At 63.9% G+C, this 19443-nt stretch carries 15 protein-coding genes; 7 read left to right on the top strand and 8 right to left on the bottom strand.

The window, feature by feature from the left end:
* Positions 1–46 precede the first annotated feature (46 nt).
* Positions 47–1636: a S10 family serine carboxypeptidase-like protein gene (locus tag Q4610_RS11050; RefSeq protein WP_304536004.1), complete on the bottom strand. Its 1590-nt coding sequence runs from the start codon at positions 1634–1636 to the stop codon at positions 47–49.
* Between the two features lie 277 nt (positions 1637–1913).
* Here Q4610_RS11050 and Q4610_RS11045 point away from each other — a divergent pair, with 277 nt between their 5' ends.
* The 4 genes from Q4610_RS11045 to Q4610_RS11030 all read left to right on the top strand — a co-directional run bounded on the left by Q4610_RS11045 (position 1914) and on the right by Q4610_RS11030 (position 5389).
* Entirely contained in the window at positions 1914–2651 is a 738-nt protein-coding gene (locus Q4610_RS11045) for a polysaccharide deacetylase family protein (protein WP_304536003.1), read from the top strand.
* 100 nt (positions 2652–2751) lie between these two features.
* Positions 2752–3696, top strand: a complete 945-nt coding sequence (locus tag Q4610_RS11040) for a hypothetical protein (RefSeq protein WP_304536002.1) — start codon at positions 2752–2754, stop codon at positions 3694–3696.
* A complete protein-coding gene (locus tag Q4610_RS11035) occupies positions 3693–4214 on the top strand; it encodes a DUF2141 domain-containing protein (RefSeq protein ID WP_304536001.1) in 522 nt (173 codons plus the stop codon). Before Q4610_RS11040 ends, Q4610_RS11035 begins: the two co-directional genes overlap by 4 nt.
* A 2-nt stretch (positions 4215–4216) precedes the next feature.
* Positions 4217–5389, top strand: a complete 1173-nt coding sequence (locus Q4610_RS11030) for a glycosyltransferase (protein ID WP_304536000.1) — start codon at positions 4217–4219, stop codon at positions 5387–5389.
* A 12-nt stretch (positions 5390–5401) separates the two neighbouring features.
* Here the strand turns inward: Q4610_RS11030 and Q4610_RS11025 are convergent, their stop codons facing one another.
* From Q4610_RS11025 to Q4610_RS11010, 4 genes are all read right to left on the bottom strand, one after another.
* Entirely contained in the window at positions 5402–6217 is an 816-nt protein-coding gene (locus Q4610_RS11025; RefSeq protein WP_304535999.1) for a YncE family protein, read from the bottom strand.
* A 58-nt stretch (positions 6218–6275) separates the two neighbouring features.
* Complete coding sequence (locus Q4610_RS11020) at positions 6276–7448, bottom strand: TonB-dependent receptor domain-containing protein (protein ID WP_304535998.1); 1173 nt, start codon at positions 7446–7448, stop codon at positions 6276–6278.
* On the bottom strand, positions 7448–8551 hold the full coding sequence (locus Q4610_RS11015) for an endonuclease/exonuclease/phosphatase family protein (RefSeq protein WP_304535997.1): 1104 nt from the start codon (positions 8549–8551) through the stop codon (positions 7448–7450). The genes Q4610_RS11020 and Q4610_RS11015 overlap by 1 nt, the downstream gene beginning before the upstream one ends.
* Positions 8552–8937: 386 nt before the next feature.
* Complete coding sequence (locus Q4610_RS11010) at positions 8938–10254, bottom strand: PepSY-associated TM helix domain-containing protein (RefSeq protein WP_304535996.1); 1317 nt, start codon at positions 10252–10254, stop codon at positions 8938–8940.
* 249 nt (positions 10255–10503) lie between these two features.
* On the opposite strand from Q4610_RS11010, the gene Q4610_RS11005 reads away from it, so the two are divergent.
* From Q4610_RS11005 to Q4610_RS10995, 3 genes are all read left to right on the top strand, one after another.
* Complete coding sequence (locus tag Q4610_RS11005) at positions 10504–11649, top strand: helix-turn-helix transcriptional regulator (protein ID WP_304535995.1); 1146 nt, start codon at positions 10504–10506, stop codon at positions 11647–11649.
* 161 nt (positions 11650–11810) lie between these two features.
* Entirely contained in the window at positions 11811–13010 is a 1200-nt protein-coding gene (locus tag Q4610_RS11000) for a serine hydrolase domain-containing protein (RefSeq protein WP_304535994.1), read from the top strand.
* Positions 13011–13038: 28 nt separating this feature from the next.
* Entirely contained in the window at positions 13039–15255 is a 2217-nt protein-coding gene (locus Q4610_RS10995) for a TonB-dependent receptor (RefSeq protein ID WP_304535993.1), read from the top strand.
* 55 nt (positions 15256–15310) lie between these two features.
* On the opposite strand, the gene Q4610_RS10990 is transcribed toward Q4610_RS10995, so the two are convergent.
* The 3 genes from Q4610_RS10990 to Q4610_RS10980 all read right to left on the bottom strand — a co-directional run bounded on the left by Q4610_RS10990 (position 15311) and on the right by Q4610_RS10980 (position 19329).
* Positions 15311–16597, bottom strand: coding sequence for a PQQ-dependent sugar dehydrogenase (locus Q4610_RS10990; protein WP_304535992.1), 1287 nt, complete (start codon positions 16595–16597; stop codon positions 15311–15313).
* Positions 16598–16673: 76 nt separating this feature from the next.
* Positions 16674–17234 carry a YybH family protein gene (locus Q4610_RS10985; protein ID WP_304535991.1) on the bottom strand — a complete coding sequence of 187 codons (561 nt, stop codon included), beginning with the start codon at positions 17232–17234 and terminating at the stop codon, positions 16674–16676.
* A gap of 121 nt (positions 17235–17355) precedes the next feature.
* Positions 17356–19329, bottom strand: a complete 1974-nt coding sequence (locus tag Q4610_RS10980) for a TonB-dependent receptor (RefSeq protein ID WP_304536072.1) — start codon at positions 19327–19329, stop codon at positions 17356–17358.
* Positions 19330–19443 lie beyond the last annotated feature (114 nt).

Here is a 19443-nt window from a genome sequence, read left to right as displayed (position 1 = left end):
GCTCCGGCGAAGAGGGCGCGTCGCGAGGTTGTGATATCCATCTGGCTTACCGATCCGTGTCCGGGGTGGTGCTGGCGGCGACAAAGTCGGCAAAGTCACGCTGGACCTGCTGGCGTGTCTTGCGGTCGCTGTAGAACATATGGCCGCCGACATAGCAGGCCGACGACACGCGCGGGCGCAGGTCGTCGGCGATCTGTGCGATCTCCTGCGCGCGGCCAGCGCAATTGCCGTCATACAGACCCAGCATGTTATAGACACGCAGCCTGGGGTTGGCGCGCATGGCGCGGCGCAGCGGCTGTTCCTCGCGCGGTGCGAAACCTGCCGCATCCCATTTGAACATCATGGCCATCCAGTCACTGCCATAGCCGGTTTCGGGATCGGCCTTGATCGGTTCGGGATGGAATGATTTGCCGAACGGGCCACGGTAGAAGAGGTCGCTCCTGAACCCGAGATCGTTGCGGACATAAGCGTTGAACAGCGGCGACGTGCCTTCCAGCAGGTCGACCATCGGTAGCAGGCTGGGATCGGCCCACGGCATCCAGGTCGCGCCGGGCGCGCGGCGGGGGAGCTTCATCCGGCTGTCGTAACGGCCCAGTTCCAGCCCCTGGTCGGCAAGCAGATTGTCCGAAAAGGCGGTTGGATCGACAAGCAGTGTCTTGGGATCGATCAATTGCGGCCTGACACCCAGGAAGCGTCTGATGCCCGCAACAATCTGCGCGCGCTCATCGGGAGACAGCGACGCGATCCGGTCGAGCGCGGGGGCATAGACCGTGCGCGCCCATTGCTCGGCCTGTTTCAGCGCATCGTCCTGCGGCAGCGCGAGCAGGTCGGCCGCCATCGTCCGATGATAATAAGCGGGCGCCGCCAGGTCGACCAGCGTGAGCGCATGGGCCAGATTGGGCGGGACGGGCGGCCCCAGATCAAGCGCGCCCGATATCATGAGCACGCCGCTCACATGTTCGCGTCGCGTTTCCAGCATGTCGGCGACCAGCCCGGCCCGGATCGTGCCGTAGCTTTCGCCACCGATATACAGAGGCGACTGCCATCGATCATAGCGGTTCATGAAGATTCGGATCGCTTCGGCCACGGCCTCTGCGTCGCCACGCGCGGTATAGAGGATGTCGCGATATGTTTGCGACGTGGCGCGGCTGAAACCCGTTCCCACAGGGTCGATGAACACAAGGTCGCTCGATCCGAGCAGCGTTTCCTCATGATCGGCCATTGCGGTCTGCCCGCCAGCGGCATAATCGGGCATCGTGTCGGCGGTGACGACCCGGCGCGGCCCAAAGCCGGCGACATGGACCTGTGCGGAATTGGAACCCGGCCCGCCATTCCACAGGAAGGTGATGGGCCGCTTGTCGCGCGGTACTTTGGTGTCGGCGATATAGGCGATGAAGAAGATGCTCGCCATCCGCTCGCCCGTGTCGTTGACATAGATCGGCAGCAGCCCGGCATGCGCGGTATAATGCAGGGTGCCATTGCCAAATTTGATCTGGTGCCGGGTGGCGATGACCGTGTCGCCGTGCGGGGGGACGGCCTGCCCGGTCGGCGCCGTTTGCGCAAAGGCCGGCTGCGGGCTTGCCAGAAGCAGTGGCGCGATCAGCGCACATGCAAGATTGCGGATTCCGACGCTCATTGCTTTCTCCCTTTTGCTGCCGTCCATGGTCGATACACTAGTGTATGTTACAGGCTGCGCAAAAAGGAAAGCCCCTTATGGGCCTGTGGGCCGCTGCCCTCCCGGCGGCGTCGGTGCCTCCACCCTGCGCCAGTCGGCGCGGATTTCCGCGGGCAATGCTGTTGCGACAGGGATGGGAAAGCGGGAACCGCCCTTTGTTGCCCGGTTGTCACGGACAAGTCATCACCTGGCATCATAGGGGCGCCCATAGGTGCACATGGTCGGAGACGGACCATTTATGAGGCGACTTCTTCTTTCCGTTCATGATGTCGGCCCGCGGTTCGAGCCGGAAATAGACCTGCTGCTGGATCGCCTGTCGGCGCATGTGGAATTGCATGCCATGGCCATGCTGGTGGTGCCAGACCATTGGGGGCTGCATCCGCTGGTCGCGGGATCGCGTTTCGCGTCGCGGCTGCGGTCCTGGACTGAAAGCGGGGTCAGCATGTTCGTCCATGGCTGGTTCCATCAGGACAGGGCCGTCCACACCCATGCCATGACCCGGCTTAAGGCGCGCCACATGACGGCGGGGGAAGGCGAATTTCTGGGCCTGGACAGCGCAACCGCAATGCGGCGCATGACGGAAGGACGCGATCTGATCGAACAGATTACCGGGCGGCCGGTCGCCGGGTTTGTCGCGCCTGCATGGCTGTATGGCGCACCCGCGATCGAGGCGCTGGGCGCATGCGGTTTCGCGCTGGCGGAGGATCATCTGAAAGTGTGGCATCCGCCTTCCCGCCGGGTGCTGGCGCGGGGGCCGGTCATCACCTGGGCCAGTCGTTCGCCGATGCGGATCGCGTCCTCCCTGATGGCAGCGCAGTTGTTACTTTCGTTGTCACGTTATGCGCCGGTCGCGCGGGTGGCGGTGCATCCGGGGGATGCCCATGTCCCGGCCTTGCTGGCCAGCATCGATCAGGTGTTGCGGCGGCTGGGCCGCACGCACCGGCCGGTGCGCTATGGCGATCTGTTGGCCGATTGACCATGCGCATCCCGATCCGCCTCCACAGTTTCACGCCGTGCGGGATAGCGCGGTTTGCCCCCACTTTTCCGCTCTCCCAGTCCATAATGAAGAGTGCTTCATGACCGGCAACAGCTCAACTGGCCTGCGTCCTGCGCCAATCATGTCGCTCGATCCGGTGACGCTCGACCCTGAACCGCTGATCCGGTCCGGCCGCAACTGGACCCGCTGGGTCGGCCCGCTGGTGTCGGTGCTGACCCTTGTGGTCGCACTGCACCAGTTTCGCGATATGGATCCTGCCAGCCTGTGGGCGCTGGTGCCGGGTGGCATCGCCTTCTGGGCTGCTTTCACACTCTATTATCTGGCTGGCCCCTTGTCTGAATGGGCGATCTTTCGCCGCCTCTGGTCGATCCCCGCCGACGGCTTCGTTGCACTGCTGCGCAAACTGGTCAGCAACGAAATCCTGCTCGGCTATCTGGGAGAGGTCTATTTCTACGCCTGGGCACGGCGCCATGCACGGATCACGACCGCCCCCTTCGGCGCGATCAAGGACGTGACGATCCTGTCCGCGCTGGTCGGCAATGGCGTGACCCTGGTGATGGTCGCCCTTGCCCTGCCGTTGCTGCATGCGGTCGATGCGCGGCTCAACACATGGGAAATGGGCGGATCGATCCTGTTCGTACTGGCGACCTCGCTGGTCGTGATGCTGCTGCGCAAGCGGCTGTTCACCCTGCCGCGCAGGGAGCTTCGGATCGTCGCGGCCATTCATCTGCTGCGCATCGTCGCGACCACGATGCTGGCGGCGGCGATGTGGCACATGCTGCTGCCCGGCATAGCGCTGAGCTGGTGGATGCTGCTTGGCACGCTGCGGCAACTGGTATCGCGTCTGCCCTTCCTGCCGAACAAGGATGTCGTGTTTGCCGGCATGGCCGCCTTTCTGATCGGGCGCGACAGCGAGATCGTGTCCGCCATGGCGCTGATGGCGTCGCTGATCCTGGTCGCCCATCTGATCGTCGGTATGACATTGGGCGCGGTCGGTCTGTTGCGGGAAGGCCAGACACGATGAGCGCGCCTTTGCTGTTTCTGCTCGCGCACCTCGTCACAGGCGCAGCGATCGCATCCACGCCCGACCTGGGCAAGGCGCAAGGGCAGTGCCGCGTCCAGGAAAATGGCCCGGCCTACTGGGTGGAGGTACAGGGATTGAAGGATCGCCGTGGCCGGTTGAAGCTGGAACTCTATCCGGCGAACGACGTGGATTTCCTTGCGGACGACAATATCCTGGTCGCAGCCGGCAAAGCATTCCGGCGGGTCGAGGTGCCCGTGCCGCCCGCCGGTCCGGTGGAATTATGTATCCGCGCGCCAGCGCCTGGGGTTTACGCGCTCAGCCTGCTGCACGATCGCGACGCCAATCGGCGTTTTGCCGTGTCGGTGGATGGCATCGGCTTTGCGGGCAATCCCAGATTGGGCTGGGCCAAGCCATCGGCGGCGACGGCCAGCGCGCCGGTGGGCAACGACCCCGCACATATCCGCATCATCCTCAATTATCGCCGGGGCCTGCTGTCCGTGGGTCCGGTGGAGAAATAGCCATGCGCATCGTTGATGTCTGCGCCTTCTACGCGCCCGGCGGCGGCGGGGTGAAAACCTATGTCGAACGCAAGCTGCACGCCGGCACGATGGCCGGGCATGAAATCATCATCCTGGCCCCGTCCGATCATGATCGGGTGGTGGAGGCCGGCGGTGGCAGGATCGTGATGATGCCCGCACGCCGCTTTCCCCTCGACCGGCGCTATTCCTATTTCGACGATGAACCGTCGCTCCACGCGCTGCTCGACCGGCTGCAACCCGATCTGGTGGAGGCCTCTTCGCCTTGGGCCAGCGCGGCGATGGTCGCCCGCTGGCGGGGCGGGGTGCCGCGCGCCCTTATCATGCACGCCGATCCGCTGTCGGCCTATGCCTATCGCTGGTTCGGTTCTGTGCTGAGCCGCAGCGCGATCGACCGGGGGTTCGACTGGTTCTGGCGCCATCTGCGGCGGCTGGACCAGAGCTTCGACCTGGTTGTCAGCGCCAGTGACAGCCTGACGCAGCGGCTGGAAGCGGGCCGGTTGCAGCGTGTCATGACCCTGCCGATGGGGGTGGCGCCGGGCCATTTCAGTCCCGCGCACCGCAACGAGCGGCTGCGTGCCCGGTTGCTGGAACGCTGCGGTCTGCCGGCCGATGCGACGCTGTTGCTTGGGGTCGGCCGCCATGCGCCCGAAAAGCGCTGGCCGATGGTGATCGATGCCGTCACGTCAGCGGGTTTTGCGACGCCGGTGGGCCTGGTGCTGGTCGGGGACGGACGGGAACGGGCGCGCGTCCGCCGCGCCGCCGCCAATAATCCCCATATCCAGTTGCTGGCACCCGTCCATGACCGCGCCATACTCGCCGAACTGCTGGCCAGCGCCGACGCGCTGGTCCATGGTTGCGAGGCGGAGACATTCTGCATGGTCGCGGCGGAAGCACGGGCCAGCGGGCTGCCGGTGATCGTCCCGGACGACGGTGGCGCATCCGATCAGGCGCGCAGCGGCGGCGGCCTGCTCTACCGCGCGGGACAGGCCGATAGCCTGGCCGCTGCGATCATCGCTTTTGCAAAGGATGATCCTGCACGGCAACGGGCCATCGCCACGGCGCTGGCGCCATCGGTCATGACGATGGACGATCATTTCGACCGCCTGTTCGCCACTTATGCGCGCATCGTCGCCGACCGGCGACAGGCTGCCTGAGGCGCGGGCGTATCAGGGACGATCCAGGATTTCGCTGGCGACGACATCCCCGCTGGCCCGGTCGATCGACCAGAGCCGACGGGGCAGGACAGGATCCCAGTCGATCGCCTGCCCCGGCGTCGCCAGGCCGATGGTGCGGCGCAGTTCGAGTTGCGACCCCGCGGCCGGCAGCGCGACTTCATAGAGTTCCGGCCGGTCATGGCCGGTCACGAACAGCCGGCCATCCGCGCTCCAGCTTGCGCCGGAACAACTGAACGGCGCGAAACGATCGATCAGTTCGGGCGGGAAGGTCCAGGCTGCCTCCTGCCGGAAGGCGTCGTCCATCCGTACCAGCAGCGTGTAGCGATGGTCACGGCCAGGTTCCCCGCCCTTGCCCGCATAATTGGCGAACACCGCCCACCATTTGCCCGCGTGTCGATCGAGCACGGTGAGCGATCCGGGACCAAAGCCGAGGCTGACCGTCCGCACATGCCGCAAGGTCCGGGCATCGAAAAATTCCACCGCGCTGGTCTGCGGCACGGCGGGATAGTTGGACGCGGCGCACACCAGATCGCGCCCGGCCACGGTGCAACTGTTCATGTGCGGAAACAATCGCCGTTCGCCCTGCCACTGGGCGATACGCTGGCCAGTGGCGATCCGGTATTTGCCGATCCGGTCATTGTCGATAACGAAGATATGGACGCCATCGGATGCCGCGCCCTGCCTTGCCTCCGGCGCGGACAGGCGCAACGACACGGGCGCGATGACGGGTGCATCCACCCCTGCCCGGACCTGTGCCGGGCTGAACAGGGCTGGCAGCAATCCAGCCAGCTTAAGGGGCCACTTCATATCTTTCCCTTTCGGTCGGCAGATCATCAGTCGTTATTACGACCGGGCGATGGCGGGGCTACCAGCGTAATCCAACGCCCAGCATGATGCCGCGCGCGCGATCGGCGGCATGGACTGGTCCTGCGGTCTGATCGCGCAGGAGGGCGGCGCTGGCCAGTGGATCGGGGTCGCTCAGGCTGAGCGAGACATAGGCAGGCATGGAGGCTGAATCGGACAGGTTGTAACGCAATGCGCCTTCGAACCGGACGCCGCCATTGCCGGCGTGGCTGCCCGCATCCAGCGCGGGCCGGCTGCGCAGCGCACCGTTGATGGTGGCGGCCCAGGGGCCATGTGACCAGCAGGACTCCAATGCCAGGCTGTGTTCCCGCGCATGACCATCGCGCGCCAGATCGAGCCGTGCCGCCATATAGTGCACCGACCAGCGCCAATGGCGGGACGGGCGATGGTGCATGGTCAGGCGCACGCCCTGCAACCGGGCCGAACCGCTGTTGAACGGTTGATAGCCATGATCGACAAAGGACAGGCGCTCCCTTACCCTGCCCTGAAAGGCAGCGATACCCAAGGTCGCTTCGGCTGTGGGTGTCCAGTCCGCATCCAGGTGCAGCAGGCGGTGGGTTTCGGGCCGCAGATTCTGTGCCATCGCGCGATAGGTTTCGTGCGCCAGTCCCATCGGGCCGATCCGCCCGGTCTCGCCGAAGCTATGCATATTTTCGCGATAGGCCAGGCGAAGGCCGGCATCTGTGTTCGGGCGAAAGGTGATGGCGATGCGGGGCAGGAGCCAGTCGCGGGCGCCGATCCGCTCCTTGCCCCCGGTCGCGGTGACGTTCGCGTTGCGATTGGCGGCATTTACCCCTTGCAGACCGGCTGTTACCGCCAGCGTATCGCTCAGCGACAGGCGATCCTCCACTGTCATCAGCAGGCTATGGCTGCGTGAAACGAACGGGCGAAGGTCGATGCTCTGCGCAGGCGCTGTCCGAAACAGTCTGTGCCTCTGTCGCTGGAATGTGATGTTCAGGGCATGGACGCGATCATTGGTCACGACGGGAGACAGCCGGGCCATGCGCGCGCGCGACGGTGCCTCCAATGTGACGGCAGGCCGCAGCGACCATGCGCGCGATTCGCGCTTCAGGGTGAAGCGCAGCGATTGATCCAATATTGCGTCCTGCGCATGTGCGCTTTGGCAGACCGGCAGCAACGCGAGTGCCGCGCAATAGGGCGGAAGGCGCATCATCAGCGTCCAGCCAATTTGGGCATCGGATTGCTGCTGGCGAACGCGATCGGTTTAGGCCCTGGTTGCGCGGCATAGTGGACCATATAGCCGAAATGGTCGGATAGTGGCGCGCCATCGGCTTCGGTGCCGAACGGCACCTGCGCGCGCAGCACGGTCATCGGCGCGCCGCCGGCGTTGCGGGCGAACAGCCAGTCCTTGCCATGCCGGACGGCGTGGGTGAGATCGTGCCATGATCCGGTCGCGCCCACCCTGCGCGCCAGCACCTGCTGCGCGCCGCCCAGGCCGGGCGTGACGAAAGCCAGCCCGGCCTGCGCGAAGGTGCCGAAAAAGGCGCGGCCCCGCTGTCTGTCCCGGCCCAGGTTCATGTCGCCGCCCAGAACCAGCGCTTCGTGGGGCTGGACATGGCGCCTGATGCTGCCGGCCATCAGTTCGATTTGCCGGCGATAGGCCTGTTGCGACCGGATGACGGGTACGCCCGAAGCGGTCCGGGCATTCAGATGGGCGTTGACGATGCTGGTCGGTCCCATGCCCGGAATGTCGATATGGGCGATCAACACGCCCTTGTTCGCCAGGCAATCGAAACCGGCGCAGGCGAAATCGGGGAAGGCCAGGCGGTCGGTGCGACGGATCGGATAGTCGGACAGGATCATCAACCCGCTGCCCATGGACTTGCCCATCTGTTCGCCCCGGTCCCAGCGGGCGGTCCGCAGGAAGGCGGTGTCTGCGGCGTTGGGCGTGACGGGGGTGCGCAGATCGGCGTCCGGTCCCATCGCGACATGGCGATAGCCTGCCCGTTGGGCCAGCGTCATGGCGTCTGCCGAAAAAGCCTCCTGCAACAGGACCAGCCGGGGGTGCTGCCCGGCACGGCGCATCCGCGCGAGCCGGTCGCCGATCCGTTCTACAGCCGCCCCGCGGTCAAAGGCGATCGGCCAGGGCAACCCCTTTATATTATAGGTCATGACCGTCAGCCCATGGCTGCCCGCAAGGGCGGGCGACATGGCCCCGTCATGCAACTGGACCTGATTGTCCTGCCGTCCTGCGCCCGATGTCGCAAAGGCAGCCATGACGGCGACCATCAGGACGCGCAAACGCCTGTTCATCATGAATTCCCCCCGCTTTCCCTGACGGGGCGTTACTGCGGCTTCGGGTCCGGCGCATGTCGATTGGATTGCAATTGCATTAAATAAGCGCCCCGTGCTTGCGCTGCGGGAAATGATCTGGCGGGATTAATCGGGCATTTCGGTGACTGTTGCCAAATCGCTGTCCGGACGCGGATTCTTGCCGATCGCGCTCGATTGGGCGGCATCCGTCAATCTGATGCCCCAGACCGAAAGTTCGGGCGCGGATGCCGGCAGAATTCTGTGCATGATGGCAGGCTTCAAGGGCAAATCGGGCCGGCCTGCCTTCGCGTAAAAAATATGGTTGCCGATCCTGCCACGCGCGACCAGACCCAGGCGCCAGCAATGACGCCCCTTGCTCTGCCCTGCGTTCAGGCGGCTGGCCTGCTGCCGGCGCCGGACGGGGACCGCGCCGTTCGCGATCCGGGCCGGCGGGCGTTATGCCTGCGCCACCATAGCAGAAGCCCGGTCGACGACAGGGTCACGACCAGCAGGCCGAAGGCGGAAACCGCAATCTGCCATGGGCGTCCGCCGATCGCGGTGACATGCAGGGCCATCAGCCAACTGGTCATCGTATTGCCTGCCCGTTGTCCGGTCGGCAGTTGCAGGCCAAGGAAGCGACCGTCGCGCGCGTCGATGGCGATGGTCGCCGTGGTTGCGGGCGAATTGGTTTCGGTAGGATTGCCCTGCGCATCGAGCAGGTCGCGCGACGTGTGCATCGAGAAGAAATACAGGCCCAGGTCGCGCCGATAATCGATGGAGGCGGGCTTGCCCAGAGTGAAGCCCTGCGCCTTGGCTTGCTGGCGGAAATAGCTTTGCCCCAGTTCCGCCGCCTTGAACCAGTCGATGGGTGGTCGCACCAGCGGTTGCGCCAGCGGATCGCGTGGCGGCTTTTCCTGGAAGTGGACATAATCGACAAACCGGCTGACAAAGCCGGCATAGGGGCCGCCAAGATTGAGAGCGAAACCGCTGACCGCAAAAATGAGCAGCAATGGCCATAGCCATAGCCCCGACGCGCGATGGATATCGAGCATCCGTCTGGCCCCATGCGCGCCTGCGCTGATTTTCCAGGATGTGGACCAGCGCCGGACAAAGGACCGGGGCTTTCTGCCTGTTTTTGCTGGCTTCACCTTGGCCGGAAGGGTCAGGTAGAAACCCACCATGCTTTCCAGTGCCCAGGCCAGCCCCAATGATCCCATCAGCAATGTTCCCAGGCCAAGCGGCAATATCAGGGCGTAATGGAGGTAATAGATGAAGGAGAACAGGCCGGAAGATTGCAACGTCGCTTCGCCGATGATTCGCTGCCCCAGCCGTTCGCCGGTATAGGGGTTGGCGAAAACTTCGTCATAGTCGATGGCATAGGGTTCCCCGCTGTCCGGGTTGATCGCGGGCATCACGCGGGAGAACAGGGATTCATCGGCTTTTTGCGGGAATTGCAGCGAAAACAGGTGGGATCGGGGGTCTTGTGCTTCCAGCTTTTCGCGTATGGCAAGGGCATCGTGGATCGTCCAGCCGCCTGCCTGTGGTGTGACGACACGCATCCGGGCGTTGAAGCTGCGTTCCAGATCATCGTAAAAGGCGATGATGCTGCCAGTCCCCGCAATCAGAATCAGAAAGATGGCGAGCAAAAGACCGAGATAGCGATGCACCTTGACAGACAGGGTGTGAAATCGCGTCGCGTTGCTCAACGGCCATCTCCAGAGCGTGCCGCGCCGACGGGCAATCGACGCCTATCACCATGATCGAGGGATGCAAATGCCATGTCCGCCGCCAGACAAAATTGCCCCGACGCTTCGATAGGTTGCAATTTCGGCCAATATCGGATGATCCGAAAAATTTCGTCCATGGACCGGCGATCGATTAACAATGGTGGCAATAGGCTATAGGCTGGCTGTCATGGGCATGTAACGGCGTGCCCCAATGCAAAGGGACAGGATATGGAGACGGGTCTGGGCACGCAGATTCTGCCAGAGCTTTATGGATGCTGCGAGCATCCGGGCAACTGGCGCCCGCTTCTCGACCGAATATGCACCGAACTTGGCGCGCGCAGCGCGGCGGTGCAAATATACCGGCAGGATGGCGGATATCTCTCCATCCGCTGGCAGGAACGGGATTCCTACTCCCATGCGCACGCCTCACAGCATGATCGGTGGATCAACAACCCGGATAATCCCCGGCTGCTTGTCAACCCTTCCATTTTGCCGAAAGAGATGCCTTCGGTCCTGACGGACAAGGAACGCTTTGTCCCCGGCTCCCCGGAGTTGCAGGAAACCCGCCAGCGTCTGGCACAGATCGGGCTGAAGGGCGGCACGGGCATATTGATGGAATTTGCGCCATCCCACTATTTCAGCCTCATTCTCCATCGCCATATCGATGACAAGGCCGATCAGGACAGGCTGGATGCGGCCTTTTTGGGCGATATCGGTCCCCATTTACTGTCCCTTGCGCGCATTTCGGCAAAGCTGCGCACGGCCTGTGCGACCGAAAACATGCTGACCGCCATCATGGACCAGCTTCGCGTCGGCATTGTGTCCTGCACCGCCGCCGGCCAGGTGCGTTGGCATAATCGCGCGGCCGACAAAATGCTGGGCAGGGGCGCGGCGTTGACGGTGGGCAATGGCTGGTTGCGGGGATGTTCACCCGACAATCGCAACCGCTTGACAGGGTTGTTGTCCCCGTCTGGCGTGGATGAGGTGGCGGCCGCGCGGTTTTGTCAGTCGGATGGCGGCGCCATTCAGGCCATCGCCTTGCCCGCAGACGCACTGTGCATGGCGGAGGATGGCTGGCGCGACACGCGGGAGGAGAGGATAGTGATCCTGACCGATTGCGCGCATATGCCGTTCCTGTCGTTGCCGCACGTCATGTCCCTGTTCGGCCTGACATGCGCCGAAGCGCAATTGTCCATCGCCCTGTGTCAGGGCCTGTCGCTTGATCAATATGCGATGCGCAAAGGCATATCTGTTGGCACCGTGCGTATCCAGATGAAGCGCATATTGGCGAAAACCGACAGTCGCCGTCAGGCCGACCTGGTCGGCAAGCTCTGCAATTCCGTCATCGCCCAGGTGAATGCCGGCCTGCATTGACGGTGGCCCGGCCGGCATATCCCATATGGGAGCCGCTTGTCCGTGCGGTCTGGCCTAGAGTTGCGCCATAAGGCTGACGACCATCGCTTGGCCGCAGAACAGAGGGGATGGGTGTGCGCAAGCGGCCGACGATTTTGACGACTTTCACCATGGGGGCCATATTGGCGGTCACACAGCCGGCGAGCGCGCAGCAAACCCTGCCGCCGGTGCTGACCGACGGGCCATCATCCAGCGTGCCGACCGCCATCCAGATCGCGCGCTGGCACATGCTGGACGGCGACATCAATGCCCTGACCTTTCGCAGCATGGACCGATTGTTCACGACCCGGACGGTGGCCCATGCGGGCACGCCGTGGCGGTTGCCGCGGGCCGATGCGCCGCTGGACTTCACCTATAATTTCGGTGGGAAGAACTATACATCGCAGGATTTCCTCGACCGCACCTACACCAATGCCCTGCTGGTGATGAAGGACGGCAAGATCGTCAGTGAAATCTATCGCAACAACAGTGACGAAAACAGCCGCTTCATCGCCTGGTCCATGACCAAGTCGATCACGTCGCTGCTGGTGGGATGCGCCCTGGCCGAAGGCCGGATCGCATCGCTGGATGACGATATCATCGTCTATCTGCCCGAACTCAAAGGCAGCGGCTATGCCGGCGTCACCATCCGGCAGATCCTGCAGATGCGTTCGGGCGTCGATTATGAGGAACGCTATGATTTTGCCAATCCCGGCATCGCGGCACGCAACCATGTCGATGCACTGGTGAAGAATGTCGCGCGCTTCGCGGATGCGGCGCGGACGATCAGGCGGCTGCATCAGCCCGGCAGCACATTCCAGTACAAGACGCTGGATACCGCGGTTCTGGGCTGGCTGATCGAACGGGTCAGCGGCACGAGCGTTGCGGCCTATACCACGCAGAAATTGTGGGAGCCTTTGGGGGCGGAGCAGGACGGATTCTACATCATGGACGGCCAGCCGGGGGTTGGGCGTGAATTCAGCGGGGCCGGCTTCAATGCCACGCTGCGCGATTTCGCACGCATCGGCCAGATGATGCTGGATGGCGGTCGCGCCAACGGCCGGCAGGTCGTTCCCGCTGACTGGGTACGCACCTCCACCGCGCCGTCCACGCCCGCTGACCCCAAAGCGCCGGGCCTGCCCACCGGCTACGGGATGCAATGGTGGCTGCTCAACGACAAGGGCGCCTATTCCGCGCTCGGCCTGCAAGGCCAGTATATCTATGTCGATCCGCCATCGCGCACCGTGGTCGTCAAGATCAGCTATTTCCCGCCGGGGGACGAAACGGCGACAGCCGAAACCGGCGCATTCCTTCAGGCCGTATCGGCCTGGACACCGCGATAAACACAAAAAACATATCAGGGAGAGACATATGAATCGCAAGCTGCTGGCAGGATCGACTGCCATAGCCACATTGTGGGTAACGCCGGCATGGGCGCAGGAGAGTGCCCAGCAGGCGGCCGCGCAAAATACCCTGGGCGAGATCGTCGTGACCGCCCAGCGGCGGACCGAGAATTTGCAGAAGGTGCCGATCGCGGCGAGCGCACTCGACGCGAACGACCTCAAGGCCAATGCGATCGTCCGGCTGAACGATCTGCAAAATGCGACGCCGGCGCTGTCCATATCGGATGCGGGCATTACTTCTGCCATCAATATTCGCGGTATCGGGCTGGCGAGCAATTCGCCCAATGTGACGGCGGGCGTGGCGACCTATATCGATGGCCTGTTCCAGCCGCCGATCGTGCAGGCCAACAGCTTTTACGATCTGGCCAGCGTGGAAGTGCTGCGCGGCCCGCAGGGCACGCTGGTCGGCAGCAATTCGACCGGCGGCGCGATCTTCATCAATTCGCGCAACCCCGACCTGAAGGGCGTGAGCGGCTATGCCGAGGGGAATGCCGGCAATCGCGGCAATTTCGGCCTGGAAGGGGCGCTGAACCTGCCCTTGTCCTCTACCCTTGCGGTGCGCGGCGCGGGCTTTTATCGCGGGCATGACAGCTATTTCACCGATGTCGGCCCGTTCAACAACAAGGCGGGCAAGCTGGACGAGAAGGGCGGTCGCCTGGGCATATTGTGGCAGCCGGGCGATTTTCGTGCGCTGCTCAAGGTACAATATAATGACCGCGATATCGGCGGTTATGCCTATCGTCCCATCGCGGGCACCGAATTTGGCGCCTATCGCGTGGGCGACATCTATACGCTGAGCTATGACACGCCTGTCGCCATACGTGAAAAGGCGTTCATCACCAGTCTGGAACTGCGGCAGGAATTTGCCAGCGGCATCGTGCTGCGGTCGCTCAGCGGCTATCAGAGCAAGAGCATCAAGGGCGTGAACGACATCGACGCATCGCAAGCGCCCTTCCTGGATTTTGCACAGCTACCCCCCGTCGTGGTCGGGGGCGAGATCAGTGAAAATTATTATGCCCGCGAACGCCAGTACAGCCAGGAAATCAACCTGATTTCCCCAACCGGCGAGACACTGGAATGGATCGTGGGCGGCTATTTCCAGCGCAACGAGATCAAGGTGCGGATCGGCCAGCTTCAGGCCGGATTCCCCACCGACATCAACCCCGACAATGAACGCACGACGCTGGGGATTTTCGCCCAGGGCAGCTATCGCATCACGCCGGACGTGCAATTGCAACTGGGCGCGCGCTATTCCCATTACAAGGCCAGCGGCGTTGGCGAAGTGCGGATCGGCGCGGGCATCCCCGGCTTCCCGCCGACCGGCGTGCCGGTCGCTGACCTTGCCGGATCGCATCAGGATGGCCGCGTCACGGGCAAGGCCGCCGTCAACTGGACCGTCGATGACAATCACCTGCTCTATGCCTTCGCGGCGCGGGGGTACAAGCCGGGCGGTTTCAACGCCGTCGATTCCGAATTCCGGCCCGAAATGGTCTGGAACTACGAGATCGGCTGGAAGGCGAGCCTGTTCGACAAGCATGTCCGCACACAGGTGTCGGCTTTCTACAATGACTATTCCGACTTCCAGTTCGAAGTGGTGGAACCCAGCACCGGCTTCAATGGCGTGGAGAATATCTCCAAGGGCAAGATCAAGGGGATCGAGGCCCAGTTGCAAAGCCGTTTCGGCGGGTTCAGTTTCGATGCGAACATTGCCTATGTGCATTCGAAACTGTCGGGGCTGACCTTTGTGAATACCCGGCTGATTCCGTCGAGCACGCTGGGGCCGCAATGCCCGGCCGGAGTGCCGTCCGCACCGCCGGTCTGCTTCGATTATTCGTCCGCGATCGTCACGACGAACGGGGGGCCGAACCTCTATTCGCCCAAATGGACCTATGGGGCGAGCGCGTCCTACGAGATTCCGTTGGGGGGTGACGCGACACTGACGCCGCGCGTCAACTATGCCTATGTCGGGCCGCGCTTCACCTATCTGGCCTATTCGCCGGTATCGGACCGGATCGCAGGCTATGGCCTGGTGTCGGGCCTGGTGACATTGCGCACGGGCGACTTCCATATCGAAGCCTATGGCACCAACCTGACCGGCAAGCGCTATGTCAGCGGCCAGTTCGGCCTGCGCGAATTTTACGGCGCGCCCCGCGAATATGGCATTCGTGCAGGCTTCACCTTCTGACATGACGATGCGGCTGGCTGCGGTGCAGCCAGCCGCATCGCACGATCATCCCCTGTCAGGGGCGTGGCGCCGGACTGATCCGCAGGAGCACGCTGTCATCCTCGTCCGTCAATGCGTAGAGCAGGCCGTCGGGGCCTTGCCGGACATCCTTGAACCGTTGATGCAGGTCGCCCAGCAACGATTCCTGGCGCAATTCCTGCAACTTGTCGTTCAGCACCACCCGGATCAGTGATCCCGTGCCGTTGATTTCCCCCCGGCGGGCGCTGGCGATGAACAGATTGCCCTTCCAGTCCGGGAACCTGTCGCCAGTGTAGAAGGCGACGCCGGTGGGCGCGATGCCCGGCATCCATATCATCAACGGGGCGGTGGTGCCGGGGCCGACAGGGGTGGCGGGCAGGGGCGATCCACCATATTCCGTGCCATAGCTATAGTGGGGCCAGCCATAATTGCGGCCGGGCAGGATGCGATTGAGTTCGTCGCCGCCCAGCGGGCCATGTTCGGACGCGATGATATTGCCCTGGCCGTCGAAGGTCAGGCCCAGCGGGTCGCGATGGCCATAGCTGTATATTTCCCGGCGCGCGCCCTTCACCTTCACGAAAGGATTGTCGTCGGGAATCGTGCCATCGGTCCTGATCCGCAGCACCTTGCCATAGATATTGTCGGTGCGCTGGGCGGAGTCGATATCGCCGGTGCTGAGCGCGCCGACCGTGACGAACATCATGCCGTCGCGTCCGAAGAGGATGCGCGATCCGCCCGCGCCGATGACGGTTTCGCCCGTAAACAGATCCTGCGCATCGACCAGCCGCATGTCCCGCAGCCTGGCCCGCGCCAGTACCGTGGCGACAGTGAGCCGCTTGGCCGTGGCATCATAGCCGACAGGCTTGTTATAGGTGAAATAGACAAGATTGTTGGTGGCGAAATCGGGGTGCGGGGCGACATCCTGGATGCCCAGCACATCGTCAGGCAGGATATGGTCCTGCTGACTGTAATTGGGGGCGCCCGCGATCGGCGCATCGACCAGTTCCGGCTTTGCCCCCGTGGCGTTGCGCAGCAGCCGCAGCCGCGCGCCCCGCTCGACGATCAGGGCGTCGTTGTTGGGCAGGAAGGCCAGGGCATAGCCATGCGCCAGGCCCCGCACCAGAATGTCGACGCGCACGTTATGCTGTTCCGCCGTATCGGACAGGAACGGGCCTGCACCGACCGTCACGGGGGTGATGCCCACTTCCTTCTGTTCCGCGCCATGGGCGGGGAGGGCAAGGGCGCAGGCCAATAGCGGCAAGGCCGCAAGCGCGACCGCATGACGAACAGGGTTTCCACGCGACATCAGGGTGGACAGTGTCATGTAACAGGTTCCCGTCTGGACAAGGGGCAGCATGGCGGCGGGCGCGTTCCTTGCGCCGCGCGGAGCGACAGGGCGATCAGGACGCCGATCGCGAGGCATCATCGATGATGAAGCGCCAGCCGCCGTCGGACTGTTTTTGCAGCACTTCGATGCCGCCGCCGGTCAGTTGTTCCGGCTTGCCGTCCGGGCCGGTCAGCGTCATCGACCAGTGGTTGGTGGTCAGCACGATGTCGCGATAGCGGATATGCCGGCGATCATGAATGTCGATCACGGGCTTGAGGGCGAAGGCTTCGGCAAAATCCGCGCGGATCGCGGCCGGGGTGGTCAGCGTCTTGCCCTGCGGGCTGATGAAGGCCACGTCGGGCAGGTACAGGTCCATCATCGCGTCGAGGTCCGCCGCGTTGAACCGTTCCTGCCAGGCGTCGTAGAGTTTTTCGACATCGGTTACGGGCGCGATGCCGTGCCGGCTTGCCGCGATCGCCCTGCCCGCCGCCATCCCGATCCCGGCGGTGACGATCCCGGCGGCGGCGACGCGCAGGAAGGCCGAGCGCGTCAGATCAAGGTCGCCGGCGCCGTCCGTTCCCGCCATGTGACCGGCACGCGCGCGCCGCCAGGCGCTGGTGATGGATGCGATCATCGGTCTTTTCCCTTTCGCCAGGATCATATTTTCGTGAGGATAGCATAGGGCAGGGGTGCGCCTGCTCTATTTCATTTCAGGCCTGCTTCTGTGCGGTTTCGGCCATGGACCATGCCATCGGTCAATAGGTCAGCTTCACCCCGACGCGGACGGTGCGCGGTTCCACCACCCGGCTCAACCGGCCCTCCACCGGCGCTGCATCCACCCCCGGCAGATAGGCTTCGTAGAAATAGGCGATGTCCTTGTCCCGGCTCTGGAACATGTTGAGTATTTCGCCATAGAGTTCGAACCGGCCCATTGTCCGCGCGGCGCGGGTGTTGACGATGGTGCTGCCCTTGTCGCGCACGCTGTTGTCCTCGATCAGCGGATAGGGGCCAAGATGACGAACCCGCGCGCTGAAGGACCAGTCGTTCAATATCACCGACGCACCGGCGGAGGCGGCATTTTCGAACGCATTGGGGATGCGGTCGCCATTGTCGTAGCGCGACCGGCTGGCGGTATAGGTGGCGTCGAGCGCCAGCCAGGGCACGGGCCGCCAGAAGGCGACCAGTTCATAGCCGCGCCGCTGGCTTGCCCCGGTCGGCTCCACCGCATTGGAATCGCCGACGAAGCGCAACTCGCTGGCCACGTCCAGCCAGAAATAGGTGGCGGTCAGGCTGATGCCGGGGCGCTGGAAGCGGACGCCCAGTTCCTTCCCCGTGCCGCGCACCAGGACCGGCACCGGGCTGGCCCGGTTGACGGCGCCGCGCACATCGTTGGAATGAAAGCCGCGGCCCCAATTGGCGTAGAATTCGAAGGCGGGCGAGGGCGACCAGGCGATCGCCGCCTTGGGCGAGAGCAGGCTGCTGGCGCCGTCCCCCTGGCCCAGCGCCAAAGCCTGCGCATCCTTTGCCCGCACGTCATACCAGTAATGATCGCCGCGCAGCCCGCCGATGACACGCAGGCCCGGCAACGGGCGCAGGGTCAGTTCGCCAAAGCCCGCGAGCGAGCCTTCATCGACCCGATATTCGCCAAGCGAGGCGATGAACCGGCGGCGGTCGGTGTGATAGACGCCGACATTGCCGATCGCGTCATACCGGGTTTCCGCGCCGATGCCCAGGTCCGCCCAATCGGCCAGCGTCCAGCGTTTACGCAGCGATCCGCCCAGCACCCAGCGGCGGTCGAACTGTTCGATCTGCGCGCTGCTGCCGTCGGCATTGGCGTAGGTGGGGTTCGAACTCATCCGCCATTTATAATATTGGGCATAGGCCGTGGCGTTCCAGTCGTCGCCTTCCAGTCCGGCGGTCAGGATATAGCGGTCGGTCCGTCCCCGCGCGCTGGGATCGGGTGAGCAAAAGACGGTGGGGCAGCGCGGCGTGCCGACCGCCCGTTCGGGGATCTGTTCGGTCGGGTTCCAGGTGCCGTGATAGCCCTGAAGCGAGAGGGTGAAGCGCCCAGCGCCAGTGGTGGCTGCATATTTGGCGAAGCCGGAATAGTGGCGCAGCCGTTCGGGCTGTTGCCAGGGACCGTCATAGACCTTGAACTGGCCCGCCAGCGTCAGCATGGCGTCGTCGCCCGGCGCGGCAATGGTGCCGCCCGCCGCCAAGCGCCGCCAGCCATAGCTGCCGGCCTCCGCCGAAACCCAGGGCGCCTTGAACGCCGATATGGTCGCGATGGAGGCGGCGCCCGCCAGCGCGAAATCGCCGCCATCGGCGCGATACGGCCCCTTGCGATAATCTTCGCGATCCACGATTTCGGGGATCAGGCCGTTCAGGTCGAGATAGCCCTGGCCATGGCCGTGGGAGCGCAGGTTCATCTGCACGCCGTCGACAGAGGTGGTGAAGTCCGATCCATGGTCGAGATTGAAGCCGCGCAGGAAATATTGATTGGCCTTGCCGCTGCCTGAATGTTGCGCGGCGATCATGCCGGGCACCGCTTCGAGCAGTTCGGCCACGCGCAACAGGGGGCGGATCAACAGATCCGATCCCGCCACGCTGCCTTCGCTCGCCGCGCCCGCGACGCCGATCTTGTCCTCGCCCCGGCCGAACACGATGATGTTCACATCCGGGGCCGGCATGTCCGCGCTGCTGTCATCCGACGGCGCATCCGTTGCCATGGCGGTGGTGGGTGACAGGCTGGTGGCGGCCAGGGCGATCGCGCTGGCGCGCAGGAAAGGAGACAACGAAAGTGACAATTGCACGCGCCTTTTTCAATGGACAGGGATGACCCG

The sequence above is a fragment of the Sphingobium cyanobacteriorum genome, from assembly GCF_030580935.1.
Lineage (GTDB): Bacteria > Pseudomonadota > Alphaproteobacteria > Sphingomonadales > Sphingomonadaceae > Sphingobium > Sphingobium cyanobacteriorum.
Note: the sequence above shows the minus strand (reverse complement) of the source record. Positions and strands in the feature narration are given on the sequence as shown.